Here is a 20,770-nt window from a genome sequence, read left to right on the forward strand (position 1 = left end):
TGGCCCACGCAGCTTATGGCTGCAGCGAAAATGCCTCGGCGATCGACACCAGTTCGCCGGTGCCCGCCGCATCGTAGCCGGGCAGGGCGGCCACCAGCCGGTGGTAGGCCGGGTCGCGCATCAGGTCGAGCAGCTGGCGCATGGCCGGCTCGTCGACTGCGTCGGTGCGCAGCGCAAAATAATAGTATTCGCGCACCAGCGGCAGGAAATCGAGCTTGAACTGGGCGCTGGCCGCGCGCATGCCGAAGCCGGCGTCGGCCATGCCGCTGGCGATGTAGGCCGCGACTGCCGAATGGGTGAATTCGGCGCTGTTGTAGCCGTTGATCGATTCGAGCGGCGGGCCGCTTTCGGCCAGCATCATTTCCAGCAGCATGCGGGTGCCGGAACCGGCTTGCCGGTTCACGAAGCGCACATCCGGCCGCGCCAGGTCAGCCAGGCCGCGCAGGCCGAGCGGATTGCCGCGCGCCGTGATCAGGCCTTGCTGGCGGCCGGCCACGCGCACCAGGCAATGCTGGTTCGGATCGAGCCAGCGCAGGTACCAGGCGCAGGTGGCCGCCTCGAAGCGTCCGAGCGGAATGTGGAAGCCGGCCAGGTCGCATTCGCGCCGCGCCAGCGCCGCCACGGCGTCGGTACTGGTGCGGTAGCGCAGGTCGAGCGGCAGGGCGTCGCGGTCGATGCTGCCGATCAGCGCGGCCACCGCGAAGCCGTGGCTGGCGTCCATGCGCAGCGTGCGCGGCTTGTTGGCCGTGATGCGTCCGAGTTCCGCTTCCAGTTCCGAGGCCAGGCTGTGCAGGGTCGGCGACAGGCGCGCGGCGATGCGGCGGTCGGCCCAGACCAGCTTTTGCGCCAGCGGCGTGAGGCTCGTGCCGCGCCCGCGCCCCGTTTGCAGCAACTGCTCGCCGAACAGGGCTTCGGCTGAGCGCAGCAAGCCCCAGGCATAGCGGTAGGACAGGCCGACGCTTTTGGCCGCCTGGGCGATGGAGCCAGTGTCCTGGATCGACAACAGCAGGCCGAGCAGGTCGGCCGTGTCGAGCGGCGCTTCGCCCTTGACGCTGATTTCCCAGTGCGGGCGGATGTGAACTTTGAGCATATGCTAAAAATAGCCTATTTCCATGCCAAAAACATCATGATACCTTCCAAAAGCAACAAAAAATGCTGGATAGATATGCTTTAAAAAGCATATTTAAAACTATAAAACCGGAGGGGACGAGATGGGTTTGTTCGATTTTCTAAGTAAGGAACGCACGATCGCAGGGCCGGGCTTTAACCGCTGGCTGGTACCGCCGGCGGCGCTGGCGATTCACCTGTGTATCGGCATGGCATATGGTTTTTCGGTGTTCTGGCTGCCACTGTCGAAAGCGATCGGCATTACCGAGTCGGTGGCCTGCGCCGCCGACATGGGTTTCATGGCGCAGATCTTTTCCACCAGCTGCGACTGGAAGATCTCGATGCTGGGCTGGATGTACACGCTGTTCTTCGTCTTCCTGGGCCTGGCGGCCTGGCTCTTCGGCGGCTGGCTCGAACACGCCGGTCCGCGCAAGGCCGGCATGGTCTCGGCGGTCTGCTGGTGCGGCGGCCTGGTCATTTCGGCCTTCGGTATCTACACCCACCAGATCTGGCTGATGTGGATCGGTTCCGGCGTCATCGGCGGGATCGGCCTGGGCCTGGGTTACATCTCGCCCGTCTCGACCCTGATCAAATGGTTCCCGGATCGCCGCGGCATGGCGACCGGTATGGCCATCATGGGCTTCGGCGGCGGCGCGATGATCGGCGCGCCGTTGGCGGACAAGCTGATGAAGCACTTCGCTACCGCGAACTCGGTCGGCGTCTGGGAAACCTTCCTGGCGCTGGCTGCGATCTACTTCGTCTTCATGGTGTGCGGCGCGATGACCTACCGCGTGCCTGCTACCGGCTGGAAACCGGAAGGCTGGATCCCGCCGGCCAAGTCGGCCAATACGATGATCACCTCGAAGCACGTGCATGCCAGCCGCGTCTGGGGCATTCCGCAGTTCTGGCTGATCTGGGGTGTGCTGTTCCTGAACGTCTCGGCCGGCATCGGCATCCTGGGCATGGCCTCGCCACTGCTGCAGGAAGTGTTCGGCGGACGCCTGATCGGCGTCGACCTCGGCTTCAACGATCTCGATGCCGCCCAGAAAGGCCAGATCGCGGCCATCGCCGCCGGCTTCACGGGCTTGCTGTCGCTGTTTAACATCGGTGGCCGCTTCGCCTGGGCTTCGTGCTCGGACTACATCGGCCGCAAGGCGACCTATTTCGTCTTCCTGATCCTCGGTGCGATCCTGTACCTGTCGATCCCGTCGATGGCGCACGCCGGCCAGCTCGCCCTGTTCGTCGCTTTCATCTGCATCATCCTGTCGATGTATGGCGGCGGTTTCGCCACCGTGCCGGCCTACCTGGCCGACCTGTTCGGCACGCAGATGGTGGGTGCCATCCACGGCCGCCTGCTGACCGCCTGGGCCGCCGCTGGCGTACTGGGCCCGATCCTGATCAACTACATCCGCGAGTACCAGATCGCGCACGGCGTGCCGAAGGCGCAGGCCTACGACGTGACGATGTACGTGCTGGCCGGGCTGGTCATCGTGGGCATCCTGCTCAACGCGATGATCCGTCCACTGGCTGACAAGCATTTCATGACCGACGCCGAACTGGCGGCCGAGAAGAAGCTGGCGCACGAGCGCGACATCAACGCCATGGCCGGCACCCGTGTCGCCGGCGGCAGTGGCAGCGGCATTGCCAGCAGCCCGCTGGTAACCGCGTTTGCCTGGGCGGCGGTGGGTATTCCGCTGATGTTGGGCATCTGGGTGACGCTGCAGAAGGCGTCGGTGCTCTTTAAATAATCGCCGTTCCGGCGGTGTACGCGGGCATGCCCGCCCTACCGTGCACCGCCGTCGCGGAAGGGCATTGCACCGTAGGGCGGGCATGCCCGCGGTACACCGGTTGAAACACCACACCGCCACGACCAACAACGCAACATCGAACAACTGGGACGAACCATGAACCACCCCATCATCCCGATCGCCGTCGCCAACACCGGCGCCAGCCGCCAGCGCAAGCGCGAAGCCCCGAAGGGCCGCCGCGTCGACCCGCAGGCACTGACCGAGGTGCAGGCTTTACTGGGCGCCGAATCGCGCCAGCGCGACCTGCTGATCGAACACCTGCACAAGATCCAGGATCATTTCGGCTGCCTGTCGAGCGCCCACCTGGCCGCGCTGGCCCAGGAAATGCGCCTGGCGCAGACCGAGGTCTACGAAGTCGCCACCTTCTACCACCACTTCGACGTGGTCAAGGAAGGCGAGGCGGCCCCAAGCGCGCTGACGGTACGCGTCTGCGCCGGCCTGTCGTGCGAGATGGCGGGCGCGCGCGCACTGCTGGACAAGCTGCCGTCCTTGCTCGGCCGCGACGTGCGCCTGCTCGAAGCCCCTTGCATCGGCCGCTGCGAACAGGCGCCGGCGGCGGTGGTGGGACAGCATGCGGTTCCGAACGCCAGCGCCGAAGCGGTCGTGGCGACCGTCGCCGCCGGCGCCACGCTCGATGCGGTCACGCACCACATCGGCTTCATGGATTACCGCGCCAACGGCGGTTATCAGCTGCTGCGCGACTGCGTCGCCGGCGTCCATGACGTCGAACGGGTGATCGGCACGCTGGAAACCTCCGGCCTGCGCGGCCTGGGCGGCGCCGGCTTCCCGCTCGGCCGCAAGTGGCGCATCGTGCGCGCGGAAAGCGGCCCGCGCCTGATGGCGATTAACATCGACGAAGGCGAGCCCGGCACCTTCAAGGATCGCGTCTACCTGGAGCGCGACCCGCACCGTTTCCTGGAAGGCGCCCTGATCGCCGCCTGGGCGGTCGGCATCGAGGCCATCTACATTTATCTGCGCGACGAGTACCACGGCTGCCGCGCCATGCTCGAAGCCGAGCTGGACAAACTGCGCAGCGACCCGCCGGTGCAGGGCATGCCGCAGATTTACCTGCGCCGCGGCGCCGGCGCCTACATCTGCGGCGAAGAGTCGGCCATGATCGAATCGATCGAAGGCAAACGCGGCATGCCGCGCCTGCGCCCGCCGTATGTGGCGCAAGTCGGCCTGTTCGGCCGGCCGACGCTGGAACACAATTTCGAGTCGCTGCACTGGGTGCGCGAGATCCTCGAACGCGGCGGCGACTGGTTTGCAGGTTTCGGCCGCAACGGCCGGCGCGGCCTGCGTTCGTTCTCGGTCTCGGGCCGCGTCAAGGAACCCGGCGTGAAACTTGCGCCGGCCGGCATCACGATCACCGAACTGATCGCCGAATACTGCGGCGGCATGCAGGACGGCCACGATTTCTATGCCTACCTGCCGGGCGGCGCCTCGGGCGGCATCCTGCCGGCCGCCATGGGCGACATTCCGCTCGACTTCGACACCCTGCAGCCCTACGGCTGCTTCATCGGTTCGGCCGCGGTGGTGGTGCTGTCGCAGCACGACAGCGCAACCGCCGCCGCGCGCAACACGCTCGCCTTCTTCAAGGACGAGTCCTGCGGCCAGTGCACGCCCTGCCGCAACGGCACCGCCAAGGCGCTCGACATCATCCGCAAGCCGGTATGGGACGTGCCCCTGCTGGGCGAACTGTCGCAGGTCATGCGCGACGCGTCGATCTGCGGCCTCGGCCAGGCTGCGCCGAATCCCTTCGACTGCGTCATCAAATACTTCCCGCACGAGCTGGAGACAATGAAATCATGAACGCGATTACTCCCACCGTCACCTTCGAACTCAATGGCCGCGAAGTCGCGGCCCTGCCGCACGAGACCCTGATCGAGGTCGCCGACCGCGAAGGCATCGCCATCCCGCGTCTGTGCTACAAGGAAGGCTTCGAGGCCGTCGGCAACTGCCGCTCCTGCATGGTCGAGATCGACGGCGAGCGTACGCTGGCGCCGTCCTGCTGCCGCCACCCGAGCCAGGGCATGAAGGTCACGACCGACAGCGCACGCGCGCTCGCGTCGCAAAAGATGGTGCTCGAACTGCTGCTGGCCGACATGCCGGAAGCCGAGTACACGAGAAAGAACGAAGTCGACGTCTGGGCCGAAAAGCTCGGCCTCGGCAAGCCGCGCTTCACGCCCACGCGCCGGCAGCCGCAGCGCGACGACACGCACGCGGCCATCACCGTCAACCTCGACGCCTGCATCCAGTGCACGCGCTGCGTGCGCGCCTGCCGCGACGAACAGGTCAACGACGTCATCGGCCTGGCCTTCCGTGGCGAGAATGCGAAGATCGTCTTCGACCAGGACGACCCGATGGGGAACTCGACCTGCGTCGCCTGCGGCGAATGCGTGCAGGCCTGCCCGACCGGCGCCCTGATGCCGGCGCGCGAAGTCGCCCTCAACATCCCCGATAAACAGGTCGACTCGGTCTGTCCGTACTGCGGCGTCGGCTGCCAGCTGACCTACAAGGTCAAGGACAACAAGATCCTGTACGTGGAAGGCCGCAACGGCCCGGCCAACCTGGGCCGCCTGTGTGTAAAAGGCCGCTACGGCTTCGACTACGCCCACCATCCGCATCGCCTGACGAAACCGCTGATCCGCCGCGCGGGCGTGCCCAAGACGGGCGAGTTCACGATGGATCCGGACCGCGTGCTCGACGTCTTCCGCGAAGCGAGCTGGGAAGAGGCGCTGGCGCTGGCCGGCGGCAAGCTGGCCCAGATCCGCGACGAACACGGCGGCGCCGCGCTGGCGGGCTTCGGCTCGGCCAAGGGCAGCAACGAGGAAGCCTACCTGTTCCAGAAGCTGGTGCGCACCGGCTTCGGCACCAACAACGTCGACCATTGCACGCGCCTGTGCCACGCCTCCTCGGTCTCGGCCCTCCTGGAAGGGATCGGCTCGGGCGCCGTCTCGAACCCGGTGATGGACGTCACGCGCGCCGAAGTGATCGTCATCATCGGCGCCAACCCGACCGTGAACCACCCGGTCGCGGCCACCTGGATCAAGAACGCCGTGCGCACGGGCGCCAAGCTGATCGTGCTCGATCCGCGCCGCTCCGAACTGGCGCGCCACGCGCACCGCTACCTGCAGTTCAAGGCCGATACCGACGTCGCCCTGCTCAACGCCATGATGCACGTGATCGTCAGCGAAAAGCTGGTCGACGCGGCCTTCATCGCCAGCCGCACGATCGGCTACGAAGAGCTGGAAAAGAACGTCGCCGAGTACAGCCCGGAAGCGATGGCGCCGATCTGCGGCATCGACGCCGACACCATCCGCTACGTGGCGCGCCTGTATGCCACCTCGAAGGGATCGATGATCCTGTGGGGCATGGGCGTGTCGCAGCACGTGCACGGCACCGACAACGCGCGCTGCCTGATCGCGCTGGCCCTGATGACGGGCCAGATCGGCCGTCCCGGCACCGGCCTGCATCCGCTGCGCGGCCAGAACAACGTGCAGGGCGCCTCGGACGCCGGCCTGATCCCGATGATGCTGCCGGACTACCAGCGCGTCGACAACCCCGCCGCGCGCCAGAAATTCGAGGCCGCCTGGGGCGCCAAGCTCGATCCAAAACCGGGCCTGACCGTGGTCGAGATCATGGACGCCATCGACGCAGGGCAGATTCGCGGCATGTACATCATGGGCGAGAACCCGGCCATGTCCGACCCGGACGCCAACCACGCGCGCGCCGCGCTGGCGGCGCTGGAACACCTGGTGGTGCAGGACATCTTCCTGACCGAGACGGCGTATCTCGCCGACGTGATCCTGCCGGCCTCTGCCTTCCCCGAAAAGACCGGCACGTTCACGAATACCGACCGCCTGGTGCAGCTGGGCCGCCAGGCGATCGATCCGCCCGGAGACGCGAAGCAGGATCTCTGGATCATCCAGCAGATCGCCAACCGCCTCGGCCTGCCGTGGAACTACGGCCACGTGTCGGAAGTGTTCGACGAGATGCGCCACACCATGGCCAGCATCGGCGGCATCACCTGGGAGCGCCTGGAGCGCAACGGCGCGGTGGTCTACCCCTGCGTGAACGAGGGCGACGTCGGCCAGCCGGTCGTGTTCACCGAACTGTTCCCGCGCGAAGGGGGCAGGGCGCGCTTCGTGCCGGCCGATATCATCCCGGCCGACGAGCGGCCCGATGCCGAGTACCCGATGGTCTTGATCACGGGCCGCCAGCTCGAGCACTGGCACACGGGCAGCATGACGCGGCGCGCCACGGTGCTCGATGCGATCGAGCCCGATCCGGTGGCCCTCGTCCACCCGCTGGATCTGGAACGCCTGGGCATCGCGCCGGGCGCGCCGCTCACGATCGCCTCGCGCCGCGGCGAAGTGGTGCTGTATGCGCGGGCCGACGACAGTTCGCCCGTAGGCGCGATCTTCGTGCCGTTCTGCTACTACGAGGCGGCCATCAACCGCCTCACGAATGCCGCGCTGGATCCGTTCGGGAAGATCCCCGAGTTCAAGTATTGTGCGATCAAGGTGACGCCGGGCGGGGAGGTCGCACAGCAAAGCAGCTACGGTGGCGGCCAAATCCTGGCCGGCATGGCACAATTGGCAACATGAACTGCACAGACCTGCAACGCTATTCGCCACAACTCTCGGACGCGCGCGCCCACCTCACCCACGAGGTGAGCGCGCTCGACGAACGGGGGCGCGCCTCCACCATCGCGATTCCGGCCGAGCGCCCGTTGACGGTGTATGTCGACAAACGTGAGCTGGTGACCCTGATGACCCTGGGCGGCGCGCCCGAAGCCCTGACGCTGGGCTACCTGCGCAACCAGCGCTTGGTGCGCGCGATCGAGGACGTGGTCTCGGTGCAGGTCGACTGGTCGGTCGACGCGGTGGCGGTCGTCACCCGCAATGGCATCGCCGATGTCGAGGAACGCACGGCGAAGAAGGTCGTCACCACCGGCTGCGGGCAAGGATCTGTATTTGGTGGATTAATGGATGAGGTTGAGACTATTTCCCTGGATGATAGTGCACGCCTCACCCAGTCGGTCGTCTACCGCATCGTCGATACCATCCGCACCCAGCAATCGATTTACAAGCAGGCTGGCTCGGTGCACGGCTGCGCGCTGTTTTCCAACACGGGCGAGCTGCTGTACTTCGTGGAAGACGTGGGCCGCCACAACGCGGTCGATGCGATCGCCGGCCTGATGTGGCTGGAAGGCGTGAACGGCGCCGACAAGGTGTTTTATACGACCGGCAGGCTGACCTCCGAAATGGTGATCAAGGGCGCGCAGATGGGCATTCCCTTCCTGCTGTCGCGCTCGGGCACGACGCAGATGGGGCACATGGTGGCGCAAAAGGTCGGCATGAGCCTGCTGGCGCGCTGCAGCGGCAAGCACTTCCTGCTGCTGGCAGGGCAGGAGCGGCTCGTGTTCGAGCCGGAGCTGGCCGACGTTCCTCATTATCCCCGCAGCGCCTGAGTTCCGATGTCCCTGTACGACGCCACGGCGCATGCGTTTGCGCTGCTGTTTTCCGGCGACGCCGCGCTCTGGCGCATCATCTGGGTGTCCATCAAGACCAGCGTCATCGGCCTGCTGCTGGCCACGCCGCCGGCGGTGCTGCTGGGCTACGCGATCGCCATGCACCGTTTTCCCGGGCGCCGCATCGCCGTCTGGCTGGCGCAGTGCGCCCTGTCCCTGCCGACCGTCCTGATCGGCTTGCTGCTGTATCTGCTGCTGTCGCGCCGCGGCCCGCTCGGGCCGCTGGAATGGCTGTTCTCGCAGTCGGGCATCATCGCCGGCCAGTTCGTGGTCGGGCTGCCGGTGCTGCTGGCCTTTACGCTGGCGGCGGTGCAGGCGCTCGACGCCCGCTACGCCGAGACGGCACGGGCCCTGGGCGCCTCGCGCTGGCGCGTCATGTTCACGGTATTGCACGAAGCGCGCTACGGCGTGATGGCGGCCGTGATCAGCGGCTTCGGACGCGTGATCTCGGAAGTCGGCTGCGCGCTGATGGTGGGCGGGAACATCGAAGGAGAAACGCGTACCATCACCACCGCCATCGCGCTGGAAACGAGCAAGGGCGAGTTCGCGCAGGGCATTGCGCTGGGCATCGTGCTGGTCGCGCTGGCGCTCTTGATGAACGGCGCCCTGATGCTGCTGCAGGGCGAAGCGCATACGGCGGGAGGGCGGACATGAGCACCGATGCGGATGCGCTGCTGACGGTGCACGGCTTGAAGAAGCGCCACGGCGAGCGCCTGCTGTTCGACATCGACATGCTGCGCCTGGACGCCGCCAGCGCCTATGTGCTGACCGGCGCCAACGGCGCAGGCAAGAGCACGCTGCTGCGCGTGCTGGCGGGACTGGAGACGGCCGACGTCAAGAGCGCCGTCTTCGAAGGCAAGCCGGTGGCGCTCCATCCTTACCCGCAAATGCTGCGGCGCGCCATCGTCTACGTGCACCAGCATCCGATCATGTTCTCGACCAGCGTGGCGCGCAACATCGCCTATGGATTGAACGCGCGCGGCGAGCCGAAGGCCCGTATCGCCAGGGTCGTGGCGCAGGCCATGGACTGGGCCGGCGTGCGCTACCTGGCCGATACCGACCCGGCACGCCTGTCGGGCGGCGAAAAGCAGCGCGTGGCGCTGGCGCGTGCCCGCGTGCTGCAGCCGCGATTGCTGCTGCTCGACGAGCCGACCGCCAACCTCGACGGCGCCGCACGCGAGCAGGTGATCGCCCTGATTCCCACTCTGCTGGAGCAGGGAACGACGGTGGTCATGGCCTGCCACGACCGCGACCTGATCGGCCTGCCCGGGGTGCGCCGGCTCAAATTGCGCGACGGGCAGCTCGAAGCGCGGCCATACAAGGGAATGTCCGACAAGGGAATGCCCGACGCCCCCGCGTGAGCGGCACACAAGACGAAAAAAAAGCGGCCGAAGCCGCTTTTTTTACGCCTGCCATGAAGACGATCAGGCGGCCTTGCGCTTGCGCGCGGCGGCGCCGGCGGCGAGCAGGGCGATGCCGAACAGGGCGAAGGAGCCCGGTTCCGGCACCGGCGCCGGATTCTGTCCCAGCTTGAACTGGCCGTTGGCGCCGATGAAGAAATACGAGCCCGGACGGTTGGCGTAGGTGCCGCCGTTGCAGCCTGGGCCGTTGAACCCGGCGAACTGGCAGGCCACTTCAGTGACCAGGGTGCCGGTCGGACGCGACAAGGCGTTGGCGTTGGTGAAGGCGAACGACAGGATCGATTCGGTCGACAGATCCTGGCCCGCCTTGTTGAAGAAGTATCCGGCGTCCAGCATGCCCGGTGCCGCCTGGGCGAACACGCTGACCTGGCCGTTGCGCGTCGGGATGCCGGCCTGGTCGACCATGCCGCCGCCGCCCAGCACGTTGAACTCGGCGATCATGTTGCCCAGGTCGGCGCCGTAGTGGCCGCTGGTACCGCCATACTGGCCGTTCGTGGGGTTGTGGTACATGCGCACCGTACCGCCGCTGAAGGTGAAGGCACCGCCGAAAATGCCGGTGCCGACAGCTTCGAAGGTCGCCGTGATATTACCGCCACGGAAGTTCTTCGAAAACGACTGGCCGTTGCTGTCGGCTTGCTTGATGTTGAAGACGGCTGTCTCCTTGAACGCGAAGGCCGTACCGCCGTTGGGGGTGAGCTGAATGAAGGCATTGCCGTTGATGTCCAGGTATTCGTTGATCACCTGACCATTGCTGAAGCCTCCGCCTGTCGGATTGAAAACCCAGTTGTTCAGCACCGGACTCGCGATTGCGGCACCGGTCGAACCGAGCGCCATTGCTGCAGCGCACATAAGTTTCTTAACGAAATTCATTGTTAATCTTTCGACACATAGTCGTTGGGGTGGGGGAACTTTTAGTAAAGCAATCCCCATGCCCAAAGCAAATCTTCTTTGAAATCAACTGCTTAAATTACTCAAATTTTTTGGCTGTGCGTACGTGTAAAGATTCCCGACAAAAGCGCATTTCTGTTGGGCACAAGTCGTTATGAGGCTGCCTTGATAAAGGCACCACAAGGAATGATTCCCCTGAAAGATTGTCTTATTTACAGGGGATAGTGGAGGGACTCAGGAGGAGCGCAACTGCACCTGGCCCGTCAGCATGCCCTCGAATGGCGCACCCGCACTGCCGATATCGATGCCGTCGTCGGTGATCTGGAAAAGACGGATTTGCCGGCTGTGTTTACTGCCACGCATTTTGACGACTGAAATTACCGTGTGCAATTCCGCTTGCCATTCGATATAGCGCTGCATGATGACGACATCGACCAGATTGGCGCTGCCGTAGGGACTGAAGCGCAGTTCGCTGAAGCTGTCTTCCAGTTCGCTCGTGAGGAAGACCGTCACGCCGCGTGCGTTCAGCACGGTCGCCATGCGGTACAGCGATTCGCGGAAGTCGTCGCGGTGTTCCGGCGAGAGCGCCATTTCGAAGCCGGTGAGCGAGTCCAGTACCAGCCGGGTTGCCTTGCGCGCATCGATCTCGGCCATCAGCTCGTACAGGATCTCGTCGACCGCCAGGTCGAGCGAACGGACGGTGACGATGCCGACCTGGTCGGCATCGACCAGGGTTTGCAGCTTCGCATTCATGATCTGGTTGGGCGTGCGCTCGAACAGGGCGATCACGCCGGCCTCGCCGTTGCGCGCCCCGGCGGCGAGGAATTCGACCGACAGGATGCTCTTGCCGGAACCGGCGGGGCCGACCAGGAGCGCCGTGTAGCCGGACGGGATGCCGCCGCCCAGCATCTCGTCGAGCACGGGCACGCCCGACGACAGGCGTTTGCTGCGGCCCGGCGGAGGCGGGCAATCGGGCGACGCCGGAGGCATGATCCGTGGGAAGACCTGGACACCGCCGCGGTCGATGCGGAAGGCGTGCAGGCCCGAGCGCTGCTTCTGGCCACGCATCTTGACCACCTCGATCTTGCGCGACATGGCGTTGCGCTGCACATGCTGGGTCAGCCAGAAGATACCGTCGGCCACGGTAAAGATCGGATTTTCGCTTGCCTCGCCGGCCAGGTATTCTCCGATCAGGAAACTGGTCGCGTTCCAGCTGGTCATGTGGGTGACGAGCCGCTGCACGAATACCTGCAGCGCGGCCGCTTCCTGCTGGTCGCCGCGCGCGCCCTGGATGAAGGAACGGAAGGAATCGAAGAACACCAGCGCCGGTGCGTGCAGGCGCACCGCCTCCAGGATCTCGGCCAGCACGATGTCGTAATCGCCCTGTTCGACCGAGGCGGCCAGGCTGATGAAGTTGACTTCGTTGCCGATCTTGGCGACATCGAAGAAATCGAACTGCTGCTGGTAGCGCAGCATCTTGACCGGCGGTTCGCCCATGGCCGTGAAGAACAGGGCCTTGCGGCCGGATCCGGCCATGCCGAACATGAGCTGCTGGGCAAAGGTGGTCTTGCCGCTGCCCGGAGCACCGCCGATGATATTGAACGATAGTTCGGGCAGGCCACCGCCCAGGACAGTGTCGAGTCCCGGAACGCCACTGGCCAACAGGCGCAGCTCAACTTTGTCGGTCATGCGAATTCTCCAACGTATTCTGGTTAGCTTCATCACCCGGGAATACCGCATTGAGCAGATGCACGGAGAGCTGCATGCCGATCAGGTCGGCCAATGCCGATGTATAGGCTTCCAGCAAAGCCTGGTTGACCGCAACGATGTCTTCCGGCGTACGGCCGCCGAGCGCCGACCGGAATACGCTGAACGCGCTTCCTTCGGCGCCGGGCTCGAACTGCGGCAGCCAGGGAAAGGCGGCTTGCCGCGCAATAAGGCTGCGGGCAAACAGCAATTCGTTGCTCAGGGGGCCGAGCAGGGGCACGAGCTTGCCGAACAAGGTTTCCCATACGGCCAAGGCTCCCGCCGCGTCGGCGGGTTCCCTGGCGCTGACAAGCCTGCTGGTTATTCTCACGAGCAGCTCGGTCGGTATCGGCATGGGCGTTCAGCAATCTTGAGCATGGTACGCCGACGATTGATCGTCACGTTCCGGCCGGGTGGATGAATAAAATCGAGCCGTGATTCTATCCGATTACCGGCGTGCTGGATTGCCCGGGAGACAAGGGAATTTTCAAGCTGACCTCGGTGCCATGGCCGCGCGCGCCGCTTACCACGAGGTGGCCGCGGTGAGCGGCGACACGCTCGACCAGGTCGAGCAGGCCGTAGCTGTTGGGCTTGCGGGGGGCGTCCGTATCGAAGCCGATGCCGTTGTCGGTGACCGTCATGGTCAGCCGGTTGGCGCCGGTATCGAGGCGCACGACGACGCGACTCGCCAGCGAATGCCGGCAAACATTGTTCAGGGACTCCTGCAGCACGCGGTGCACGGTCAACACTTCCTCTTCGCCAAGAATCGAATCGCTCATGCCGGGGCTCGCGCACAGCTCGCACGCGATGCCGCTGGCACGCTCGAATTTGCGCAATTCCACTTCGATGGTGGCGCGCAGGCCCAGCTCGAGGCAGGGCGGGCGCAACTCGCCCAGCATCTCCTTTACCGAGCGCAGCGTGAGGTCGACATTGTCGAGGGCGGCGCCGATGCGGTCGCGCAGTTGGCGGTGGCGGCCGGTCGTCTGCTGGCGCATCATGACGATGTCCATGCGCAGCGCCAGCAGGTTCTGGGCCAGCGAATCGTGCAGGCGGCGCGAGATCTGCCGGCGTTCGTCTTCGCGGGTGGCGTGCTGGTGGGCGAGCAGGTCGTGCAGCTTCTGTTCCGACTGGCGCAGCGCCACTTCGGCCCGCTCGCATGCGAAGATCTTTTCCACCAGCGCCTGGTTGACCAGCATTTGATCCTGGGCTACGCGCAGCATGGATGCTTCGCGCTCGTCGTCGCACGCGTCTGGCGCCGGCGCGCCATGCGGTTCGCCTCTCCCTGTCTGGGCGCCGTGGCCGAAAGGATGTATAGGCATGTTCGAGAGCAGGTTGATTCGCCGCAAAGAACCCATTGACGTAAACAGTTTCCTAGCCCAGAAGCTAGGGAGTTTCGATCGCCAAGTCAAGCGAAAGCAGTGGCTGGCAAGGAATTTGAGACGAGATGCTGTCTATCCAACAGACGTTGGAACCGGCGCGGGAGGAATGGTTCACGCACGGACTCGCCTGGAACCGGTGCGGCGCGGGAGGGCTTGCGCCAGATCGTGAGCGGCGCAATTAAAGCGCCGGCCGTGCCTACATCAGGATGACGTCGTACTGTTCCTGGTGATAGCCCTTTTCGACCTGCAGCGAAATCTTCTTGCCGATGAAGTCGCCCAGCATCGCCAGGTGCTGCGATTCTTCCTCGAGGAAGAGGTCGACCACTTCCTGGGAGGCGAGGATGCGGAATTCGCGCGGGTTGAATTGCTTGGCTTCGCGCAGCAGTTCGCGCAGGATTTCGTAGCAGATCGTGCGCGAGGTTTTGACTTGCCCCTTGCCTGCGCAGGCGGGGCAGGGCTCGCACAGGATGTGGGCGAGCGACTCGCGCGTGCGCTTCCTCGTCATTTCGACCAGGCCCAGGGCCGAGAAGCCGCTCACCGACACCTTGGTGCGGTCGCGCGCCAGGGTTTTCTTGAGTTCCGCGAGCACCTGGTTGCGGTGCTCGTTGTTCTCCATGTCGATGAAGTCGAGGATGATGATGCCGCCCAGGTTGCGCAGGCGCAGCTGGCGCGCGATCGCATGCGCCGCTTCCAGGTTGGTCTTGAAAATGGTATCCGCGAAATTGCGGCCGCCGACATAGCCGCCGGTATTCACGTCGATCGTCGTCATCGCCTCGGTCTGGTCGACGATCAGGTAGCCGCCGCTTTTCAGATCGACGCGCCGGCCCAACGCACGCAGGATCTCTTCCTCGACGCCATACAGGTCGAACAGCGGGCGCTCGCCGGTGTAGTGCTGCAGGCGCGCCAGCACGCTCGGCGTGTAGATTTTGGCGAACTCGACCAGCATGGCGTGGTTCTCGCGCGAATCGACCTGGATCGTCGCCGTCTCATCGTGCACGAAGTCGCGCAGTACCCGCTGGGCCAGGTTCAGATCCTGGTACAGCAGGCTGGTCGCCGGACGGGTACGCGCGCCGTTCTGGATCGCGGCCCAGGTTTTGCGGAGGTAATCGATGTCGGCCAGCAGGTCGGTGTCGGACGCTTCCTCGGCCTGGGTGCGGACGATGTAGCCGCCCTTTTCCTCGCTCGGGAGCAGGGCCGCCATGCGCGTGCGCAGCAGTTCGCGGTCGGCTTCCTTCTCGATCTTTTGCGAGATGCCGATGTGGTTATCCTGCGGCAGGTACACCAGCATGCGCCCGGCGATCGAGATCTGGGTCGACAGGCGCGCGCCCTTGGTGCCGATCGGATCCTTGATCACCTGCACCGTCAGCACCTGGCCGTCGAAGAGCAGCTTTTCGATCGGCGTCGGCGGCGTGTTCGAATTGTCGTGCGGCCGCGCTTCCCAGATATCGGCCACGTGGAGAAAGGCGGCGCGCTCCAGGCCGATGTCGATGAAGGCCGACTGCATTCCCGGCAGGACGCGCACGACCTTGCCCGAGTACACATTCCCGGCCAGGCCGCGCGTCAGCGTGCGTTCGATGTGCAACTCCTGCACCGCGCCCTGCAGAACCAGCGCCACGCGCGTTTCCTGCGGAGTGATATTGATGAGGATGTCTTCGTTCATGGCACGCTGCGCACTGGGATATTGTTCAGAGTGCCATGATACACGCCCGGCAAAGGCGGCGGCGGGGGAAAGCGGTTTTACGGGGGGAGTGATGGGGCAATGGCGGGACGGGAGGAGGGTAATATGCCGCCCGTTTTACGTAGGGTGGGCTCTCGAGCCCACGTGGTACGGCCGAGGATCAACCGAACCGTGTCCCAATGGCCTCGCCGTTGAGCGCACGCCGTACCGCGTGGGCATGAGTGCCCACCCTACCTTAGATGACGACGCCGGCCTTGCGCAGCAGCGCCGCCGTCTCGAACAACGGCAAGCCCATGATCCCCGAATGGCTGCCCTCGATATGCTCGACGAACAGCGCCGCCAGCCCCTGGATGCCGTAGGCGCCGGCCTTGTCGTAGGGCTCGGGCGTGGCGCAATAGGCGCGGATGGCTTGCGGGGTGAGCTTGGCGAAGCGCACGTTCGAGACCTGGGTGACGTGCTCGGCCATGTCGGTGAAGTGCACCGCGACCGTGGTCAGCACCTGATGGGTGCGGCCCGACAGGCGCTCGAGCATGGCCGCGGCTTCCGCCGGATCGGCGGGCTTGCCGAGGATCTCGTTGTCGAGCGTCACGGTGGTGTCGGCCGTGAGCACGGGGCGCAGCGGCTGGCGCCGCTGTTGCAGCACGCGCCAGGCAAAAGCGCCTTTCTCGAGCGCGACGCGCACCACATAGTCGTGCGCCGGCTCGCCCGGACGCACGTCCTCGGTGACGTCGGCGCCGCGCGCCGGGTCGCTGCGCAGCATCAGCAGGTCGAAATCCACGCCGACCTGGCGCAGCAGTTCGCGGCGCCGCGGGCTTTTCGAGGCGAGGTAGATTTTTTTGTCGAGGACTTTCATGGGAGCTTTGGCCGTCAGACGCGGTGGTACGGATGATTCTGGGTAATGGACCATGCGCGGTAAAGCTGTTCCGCCAGCATCACGCGCACGACCCCGTGCGGAAGCGTCATGCTGGAAATGCGGATCAATCCTTCGGCACGCGCTTTCAGTTCCGGATCGAGGCCGTCGGCCCCGCCGATAAGGAAGGCCGTGTCGCGGCCATCCTGCAGCCAGCCCAGCAATTGCTGGGACAGGCCGACACTGGTCAGATCCTTGCCGCGCTCGTCGAGCGCGATGATGCGCACGCCTTTCGGCAATGCGGCTTCGATGCGCTCGCGTTCGAGCGCCATCGCGGTGGCGGCCGTCTTGCTGCCGGAACGTTCGACCGGTTTGATCTCCTTGAGAACGATGCGCAGCTCGGGCGGCATGCGCTTCGTGTACTCGGAAAAGCCGGTTTCGATCCAGGCCGGCATTTTATGGCCGACCGCGGCGATGATCAGTTGCATTGAAACTCAGGTAAAAATTACTCGGCGGCCTTCTTGGTGACGCGCTTGATGACTTTCTTCGCAGGCACGGCGCCTTCGGCGGCGGCCGGTGCGGCAAGCTTGCGCTTCGGCGGCTTGGCCTTGGTCGCCTCGACGGCGGCGATCTCGGTCTTGCTCGGGCCGACGCGCACGGTCTTGCCGACGGCTTTCGACACGGCCTTGGCAACGGCTTTCTTGGCCGGCGCTTTCACGGCGGTCGTCTTGGCGGCGGCTTTGCGTGCAGCCGGCTTGCGTTCGTTGACCGGCTTCACTTCCGGCGCGGCCTGGTTGGCGGCCAGGTGCTTCGACTTCACTTTCGGCTCGGCGGCCTCAAGCGCCTCAGGCGTCGACTTGCGCTTGGCGGCGCCCAGCTTGACCGGCTTCTCGCCCCAGATTTCTTCGAGGCGGTAGTACTGGCGGATGGCCGGCTGCATGATGTGGACGATCATGTCGCCGAGGTCGACCAGCACCCATTCACCGGTGTCCTCGCCTTCCATGCCGACGATGTCGCCGCCCGCTTCCTTGACCTTGTCGCGCACCGATGCGGCCAGCGCCTTGGTCTGGCGGTTCGAGGTACCCGAAACCACCGCAATCCGGTCGAACAGGCTGGTCAGCCCGGTCGTATCGAACAGCATGATCTCCTGGCCCTTGACGTCTTCGAGGGCGTCCACGACGACCGTTTGCAGTTTTTTGATATCCATTAGTTCTTGTATAAATGATGTTGTTGAATATAGTCTAGCACTACCGGCGCGACGAGCGAGTTCACGTCTGTACGTGGCCCGTCCTGCGGTTCGCCTTCCTTGCGCAGCAGGGCGCGCACCCGGGTGGCCGAGATATCGACCGCCAGTGTGTGCGCCAGGCATACCAGGCCCGCGGGCTTAATACGCACTTGTTCTGGTGGCGCCAGGCGCGGCGCCAGTTCTTCCGCCACCGCTTGCGGCAGCGCATCCTGTTCCAGGGTGTAACCCGGCCGCGCCGCCACCGCGATATTGGCCAGCGCGAACAGCTCGCGCCATTCGCGCCAGCTGTCGAGGTTCTGCAACTGGTCGGCGCCCATCAGGAAGACGATCGATGCCTCCGGCCCGAATTCCGCGCGCAGGCCGCGCAGGGTCTCGACCGTATAGGTCGAGGTACCGCGTTCGATTTCACGCTGGTCGATGACGACCGGCACCTCCTCGCCGAGTTCGCGGAAGGCCAGTTCCAGCATCGCCACGCGCTCGGCGTCGCTCGCCTGCAGGGAGGACTTCTGCCAGGGCTTGGCCGGCATCACGTGCAGCGCGGTCGGTTTCAATAACGCGCAAAACAGCCGCGCCAGCGCGACGTGGCCATGGTGGACGGGATCGAAACTGCCGCCGAGCAGGGCGATGCAGGTGCTCACGGGATGTTGCACTGAATGCGGCTCACTTGGCGAGCCAGTCGCGGTGCGGCAGGAAGTCAGTGTACAAGGCCGCTTCAGCCGTGCCCGGTTCCGGCTGCCAGTCGTAGCGCCATTTCACGATCGGCGGCAGCGACATCAGGATCGCCTCCGTGCGGCCGCCCGACTGCAGGCCGAAGTGCGTGCCGCGATCCCAGACCAGGTTGAACTCGACATAGCGGCCGCGGCGGTAAGCCTGGAAATCGCGCTCGCGTTCGCCGTAGGGCGTGTCCTTGCGCGCTTGCAGGATCGGCAGGTAGGCGTCGATGAAACCGTCGCCGGCGCTGCGCACCATGGCGAAGGCTTCGTCGAACGGGAGTTCGTTGAAGTCGTCGAAGAAGATGCCGCCGACGCCGCGCGCTTCCTTGCGGTGCTTGATATAAAAATACTCGTCGCACCACTTTTTGAAACGCGGGTAGAACGCGTCGCCATATGGGGCGAGGGCGTCGTGGCAGACCTGGTGGAAGTGGCGCGCGTCGTCCAGGTTGCCGTAATAGGGCGTCAGATCCATGCCGCCGCCGAACCACCAGACGGGCTCTTGACCCTCGGCTGTGGCTTCGAAGAAGCGCACGTTCATGTGCACCGTCGGCGCGTAGGGATTACGTGGATGCAGCACCAGCGACACACCCATCGCTTCCCAGGCGCGGCCGGCCAGTTCGGGGCGGCTCGCCGCTGCCGACGGCGGCAGGTTGGCGCCCATCACATGCGAAAAATTCACGCCGCCGCGTTCGAGCACGTTGCCTTCCTCGATCAGGCGCGAGATGCCGCCGCCGCCTTCCGGGCGTTCCCAGCTATCTTGCAGGAACGGCTTGCCGTCCACCGCTTCCAGGGCCGCGACGATGCGTTGCTGCAGGTCGAGCAGCCAGGCTTTGATGGCGGACGGGGAGGGCGTGGACATGAAGGATGGGGCGTGAAAGAAAAATAAGAGGGGGATTGTACACTGCGGCAGTGTGGGGGTGCTAATCGGGCCGCCTTTGGTCAAGCGATGCGTCCGCGTGGGCTCGGGGAGCCCACCCTACGTTACACGGCGGCCAACGATTGTGTCGAGACCGTGGCGTACCGTAGGGGTCATCGAGGCCAATGGCCTCGATGACGGGTTCACCGGGCTCCCCGAGCCCACGCGGTACTAACGGTTCCGGAATCGAAACGCGCTTACTTGATCCCGCGCCACCCGATATCGCGGCGGAACTGGGCGCCATCGAAGCGGATCTTCTCCACGCCCTCGTAGGCCTGCTTCTGCGCCATCTTGACGCTGTCGCCCAGGCCCACGACGCACAGCACGCGCCCGCCATTGGTCTGCAAATTGCCACCGACGACGCTGGTGCCGGCATGGAAGGTCACGCATTCCGGCGTCTCCGCGGGAATGCCGTCGATGAGATCGCCCTTGCGCGGGCTGTCCGGATAGCCGCTGGCCGCCATCACCACGCCCACGGCCGTGCGCCGATCCCATTCGAGTTCCACTGCGTCGAGCGTGCCGTTGCAGGCGTGTTCCAGCACCGTGAGGTAATCGCTTTTCAGGCGCGCCATGATCGGCTGGGTTTCCGGGTCGCCCATGCGGCAATTGAATTCCAGCGTGCGCGGATTCCCCTCGCTGTCGATCATCAGGCCGGCGTACAGGAAGCCGGTGAACACGATGCCGTCCTTGGCCATGCCCTGGACGGTCGGGTTGATGATCTCGCGCATCACGCGCGCATGCATGGCCGGGGTGACGATCGGGGCCGGCGAATAGGCGCCCATGCCGCCCGTGTTCGGGCCTTCGTCGTGATCCTTCAGACGCTTGTGATCCTGCGAGGTGGCCATCGGCAGGATGTGCTTGCCGTCGCACATGACGATGAAACTCGCTTCCTCGCCCGCCAGGAATTCCTCGATCACGATGCGCGCGCCGGCGTCGCCGAAGGCGTTATCGGACAGCATGTGGTCGACCGCGCCGTGCGCTTCTTCCAGCGACATGGCCACGACGACACCCTTGCCGGCCGCCAGGCCGTCGGCCTTGATGACGATCGGCGCGCCATTGGCGTCGATGTAGGCATGCGCCTGGGCAGCGTCGGAGAAAGTCTGGTACTTCGCGGTCGGGATGCCGTGGCGTTGCATGAAGGCCTTGGCGAAGTCCTTCGAACTTTCCAGCTGCGCCGCCTCGCGCGTCGGCCCGAAGATTTTCAGGCCGCGCGCGCGGAACAGGTTGACGATGCCGGCGGCCAGCGGGCCTTCCGGGCCGACCAGGGTCAGCGCGATGTGCTCGGCCACAACGAAATCGGCCAGCGCGGCCGGATCGGTGATGTCGACGTTCACCAGGCGCGGGTCGCGCGCGGTGCCGCCATTGCCGGGTGCGACATACACCATCTGCACGCGTTCGGATTGGGCCAGTTTCCAGGCCAGGGCGTGTTCACGGCCGCCGGAGCCGACTACCAGGATTTTCATGGGCGCTCGCGCTTATGCT

Annotated in this window: 18 protein-coding genes; 6 read left to right on the top strand and 12 right to left on the bottom strand. The window is 65.2% G+C overall.

From position 1 onward, the window contains the following. Positions 1-13: 13 nt before the first annotated feature. Entirely contained in the window at positions 14-1,090 is a 1,077-nt protein-coding gene (locus ASF77_RS16105) for a substrate-binding domain-containing protein (protein ID WP_056341374.1), read from the bottom strand. Between the two features lie 121 nt (positions 1,091-1,211). Between ASF77_RS16105 and ASF77_RS16110 the strand changes: the two genes are divergently transcribed. The 6 genes from ASF77_RS16110 (at position 1,212) to ASF77_RS16135 (ending at position 9,812) form a co-directional block, all read left to right on the top strand. Further along, a complete protein-coding gene (locus ASF77_RS16110; RefSeq protein WP_056341376.1) occupies positions 1,212-2,855 on the top strand; it encodes an OFA family MFS transporter in 1,644 nt (547 codons plus the stop codon). Positions 2,856-3,011: 156 nt separating this feature from the next. Beyond that, a complete protein-coding gene (locus ASF77_RS16115) occupies positions 3,012-4,727 on the top strand; it encodes an NAD(P)H-dependent oxidoreductase subunit E (RefSeq protein WP_056341378.1) in 1,716 nt (571 codons plus the stop codon). Then, positions 4,724-7,525: a formate dehydrogenase subunit alpha gene (gene fdhF / locus ASF77_RS16120; RefSeq protein ID WP_056341380.1), complete on the top strand. Its 2,802-nt coding sequence runs from the start codon at positions 4,724-4,726 to the stop codon at positions 7,523-7,525. Before ASF77_RS16115 ends, fdhF begins: the two co-directional genes overlap by 4 nt. Further along, positions 7,522-8,391 (top strand): formate dehydrogenase accessory sulfurtransferase FdhD, encoded by an 870-nt coding sequence (locus tag ASF77_RS16125; RefSeq protein WP_056341382.1) that lies wholly within the window; start codon positions 7,522-7,524, stop codon positions 8,389-8,391. The genes fdhF and ASF77_RS16125 overlap by 4 nt, the downstream gene beginning before the upstream one ends. Before the next feature lie 6 nt (positions 8,392-8,397). After that, positions 8,398-9,105 (top strand): ABC transporter permease, encoded by a 708-nt coding sequence (locus ASF77_RS16130; protein ID WP_056341384.1) that lies wholly within the window; start codon positions 8,398-8,400, stop codon positions 9,103-9,105. Further along, a complete protein-coding gene (locus ASF77_RS16135) occupies positions 9,102-9,812 on the top strand; it encodes an energy-coupling factor ABC transporter ATP-binding protein (protein ID WP_056341386.1) in 711 nt (236 codons plus the stop codon). Before ASF77_RS16130 ends, ASF77_RS16135 begins: the two co-directional genes overlap by 4 nt. A 63-nt stretch (positions 9,813-9,875) precedes the next feature. Here ASF77_RS16135 and pepA read toward each other — a convergent pair whose 3' ends face one another. The 11 genes from pepA to purD all read right to left on the bottom strand — a co-directional run bounded on the left by pepA (position 9,876) and on the right by purD (position 20,751). Then, a complete protein-coding gene (pepA, locus tag ASF77_RS16140; protein ID WP_162244864.1) occupies positions 9,876-10,721 on the bottom strand; it encodes a flocculation-associated PEP-CTERM protein PepA in 846 nt (281 codons plus the stop codon). 273 nt (positions 10,722-10,994) lie between these two features. Beyond that, entirely contained in the window at positions 10,995-12,449 is a 1,455-nt protein-coding gene (locus tag ASF77_RS16145) for an ATPase domain-containing protein (protein WP_056341390.1), read from the bottom strand. Continuing rightward, positions 12,433-12,861: a hypothetical protein gene (locus tag ASF77_RS16150; protein ID WP_056341392.1), complete on the bottom strand. Its 429-nt coding sequence runs from the start codon at positions 12,859-12,861 to the stop codon at positions 12,433-12,435. The genes ASF77_RS16145 and ASF77_RS16150 overlap by 17 nt, the downstream gene beginning before the upstream one ends. 85 nt (positions 12,862-12,946) lie before the next feature. Then, positions 12,947-13,726 (bottom strand): sensor histidine kinase, encoded by a 780-nt coding sequence (locus ASF77_RS16155; protein WP_056341393.1) that lies wholly within the window; start codon positions 13,724-13,726, stop codon positions 12,947-12,949. A gap of 355 nt (positions 13,727-14,081) precedes the next feature. Further along, positions 14,082-15,545: a ribonuclease G gene (gene rng, locus ASF77_RS16160; RefSeq protein WP_056341395.1), complete on the bottom strand. Its 1,464-nt coding sequence runs from the start codon at positions 15,543-15,545 to the stop codon at positions 14,082-14,084. Positions 15,546-15,798: 253 nt separating this feature from the next. Next, positions 15,799-16,416, bottom strand: coding sequence for a nucleoside triphosphate pyrophosphatase (locus tag ASF77_RS16165; protein ID WP_056341397.1), 618 nt, complete (start codon positions 16,414-16,416; stop codon positions 15,799-15,801). A gap of 14 nt (positions 16,417-16,430) precedes the next feature. Beyond that, a complete protein-coding gene (gene rlmH, locus ASF77_RS16170; protein WP_056341400.1) occupies positions 16,431-16,901 on the bottom strand; it encodes a 23S rRNA (pseudouridine(1915)-N(3))-methyltransferase RlmH in 471 nt (156 codons plus the stop codon). 17 nt (positions 16,902-16,918) lie between these two features. Continuing rightward, positions 16,919-17,620, bottom strand: a complete 702-nt coding sequence (gene rsfS, locus ASF77_RS16175) for a ribosome silencing factor (RefSeq protein ID WP_056341403.1) — start codon at positions 17,618-17,620, stop codon at positions 16,919-16,921. Continuing rightward, positions 17,620-18,297 (bottom strand): nicotinate-nucleotide adenylyltransferase, encoded by a 678-nt coding sequence (locus ASF77_RS16180; protein WP_056341405.1) that lies wholly within the window; start codon positions 18,295-18,297, stop codon positions 17,620-17,622. Before ASF77_RS16180 ends, rsfS begins: the two co-directional genes overlap by 1 nt. A 22-nt stretch (positions 18,298-18,319) precedes the next feature. After that, a complete protein-coding gene (hemF, locus tag ASF77_RS16185; protein WP_056341408.1) occupies positions 18,320-19,231 on the bottom strand; it encodes an oxygen-dependent coproporphyrinogen oxidase in 912 nt (303 codons plus the stop codon). 254 nt (positions 19,232-19,485) lie between these two features. Next, positions 19,486-20,751: a phosphoribosylamine--glycine ligase gene (gene purD, locus ASF77_RS16190; protein WP_056341410.1), complete on the bottom strand. Its 1,266-nt coding sequence runs from the start codon at positions 20,749-20,751 to the stop codon at positions 19,486-19,488. Between the last annotated feature and the right edge of the window lie 19 nt (positions 20,752-20,770).

The sequence above is a fragment of the Massilia sp. Leaf139 genome (genome assembly GCF_001424165.1).
Lineage (GTDB): Bacteria > Pseudomonadota > Gammaproteobacteria > Burkholderiales > Burkholderiaceae_D > Telluria.

Coding starts and splice junctions, on each gene's coding strand:
- hemF (WP_056341408.1), bottom strand. CDS start 19,231: ATGTCCACGCCCTCCCCGTCCGCCATCAAAGCCTGGCTGCTCGACCTG.
- ASF77_RS16145 (WP_056341390.1), bottom strand. CDS start 12,449: ATGACCGACAAAGTTGAGCTGCGCCTGTTGGCCAGTGGCGTTCCGGGA.
- ASF77_RS16155 (WP_056341393.1), bottom strand. CDS start 13,726: ATGCTGCGCGTAGCCCAGGATCAAATGCTGGTCAACCAGGCGCTGGTG.
- ASF77_RS16165 (WP_056341397.1), bottom strand. CDS start 16,416: ATGAAAGTCCTCGACAAAAAAATCTACCTCGCCTCGAAAAGCCCGCGG.
- ASF77_RS16135 (WP_056341386.1), top strand. CDS start 9,102: ATGAGCACCGATGCGGATGCGCTGCTGACGGTGCACGGCTTGAAGAAG.
- ASF77_RS16110 (WP_056341376.1), top strand. CDS start 1,212: ATGGGTTTGTTCGATTTTCTAAGTAAGGAACGCACGATCGCAGGGCCG.
- ASF77_RS16130 (WP_056341384.1), top strand. CDS start 8,398: ATGTCCCTGTACGACGCCACGGCGCATGCGTTTGCGCTGCTGTTTTCC.
- fdhF (WP_056341380.1), top strand. CDS start 4,724: ATGAACGCGATTACTCCCACCGTCACCTTCGAACTCAATGGCCGCGAA.
- purD (WP_056341410.1), bottom strand. CDS start 20,751: ATGAAAATCCTGGTAGTCGGCTCCGGCGGCCGTGAACACGCCCTGGCC.
- ASF77_RS16115 (WP_056341378.1), top strand. CDS start 3,012: ATGAACCACCCCATCATCCCGATCGCCGTCGCCAACACCGGCGCCAGC.
- rsfS (WP_056341403.1), bottom strand. CDS start 17,620: ATGGATATCAAAAAACTGCAAACGGTCGTCGTGGACGCCCTCGAAGAC.
- ASF77_RS16105 (WP_056341374.1), bottom strand. CDS start 1,090: ATGCTCAAAGTTCACATCCGCCCGCACTGGGAAATCAGCGTCAAGGGC.
- rlmH (WP_056341400.1), bottom strand. CDS start 16,901: ATGCAACTGATCATCGCCGCGGTCGGCCATAAAATGCCGGCCTGGATC.
- rng (WP_056341395.1), bottom strand. CDS start 15,545: ATGAACGAAGACATCCTCATCAATATCACTCCGCAGGAAACGCGCGTG.
- ASF77_RS16125 (WP_056341382.1), top strand. CDS start 7,522: ATGAACTGCACAGACCTGCAACGCTATTCGCCACAACTCTCGGACGCG.
- pepA (WP_162244864.1), bottom strand. CDS start 10,721: ATGTGCGCTGCAGCAATGGCGCTCGGTTCGACCGGTGCCGCAATCGCG.
- ASF77_RS16150 (WP_056341392.1), bottom strand. CDS start 12,861: ATGCCGATACCGACCGAGCTGCTCGTGAGAATAACCAGCAGGCTTGTC.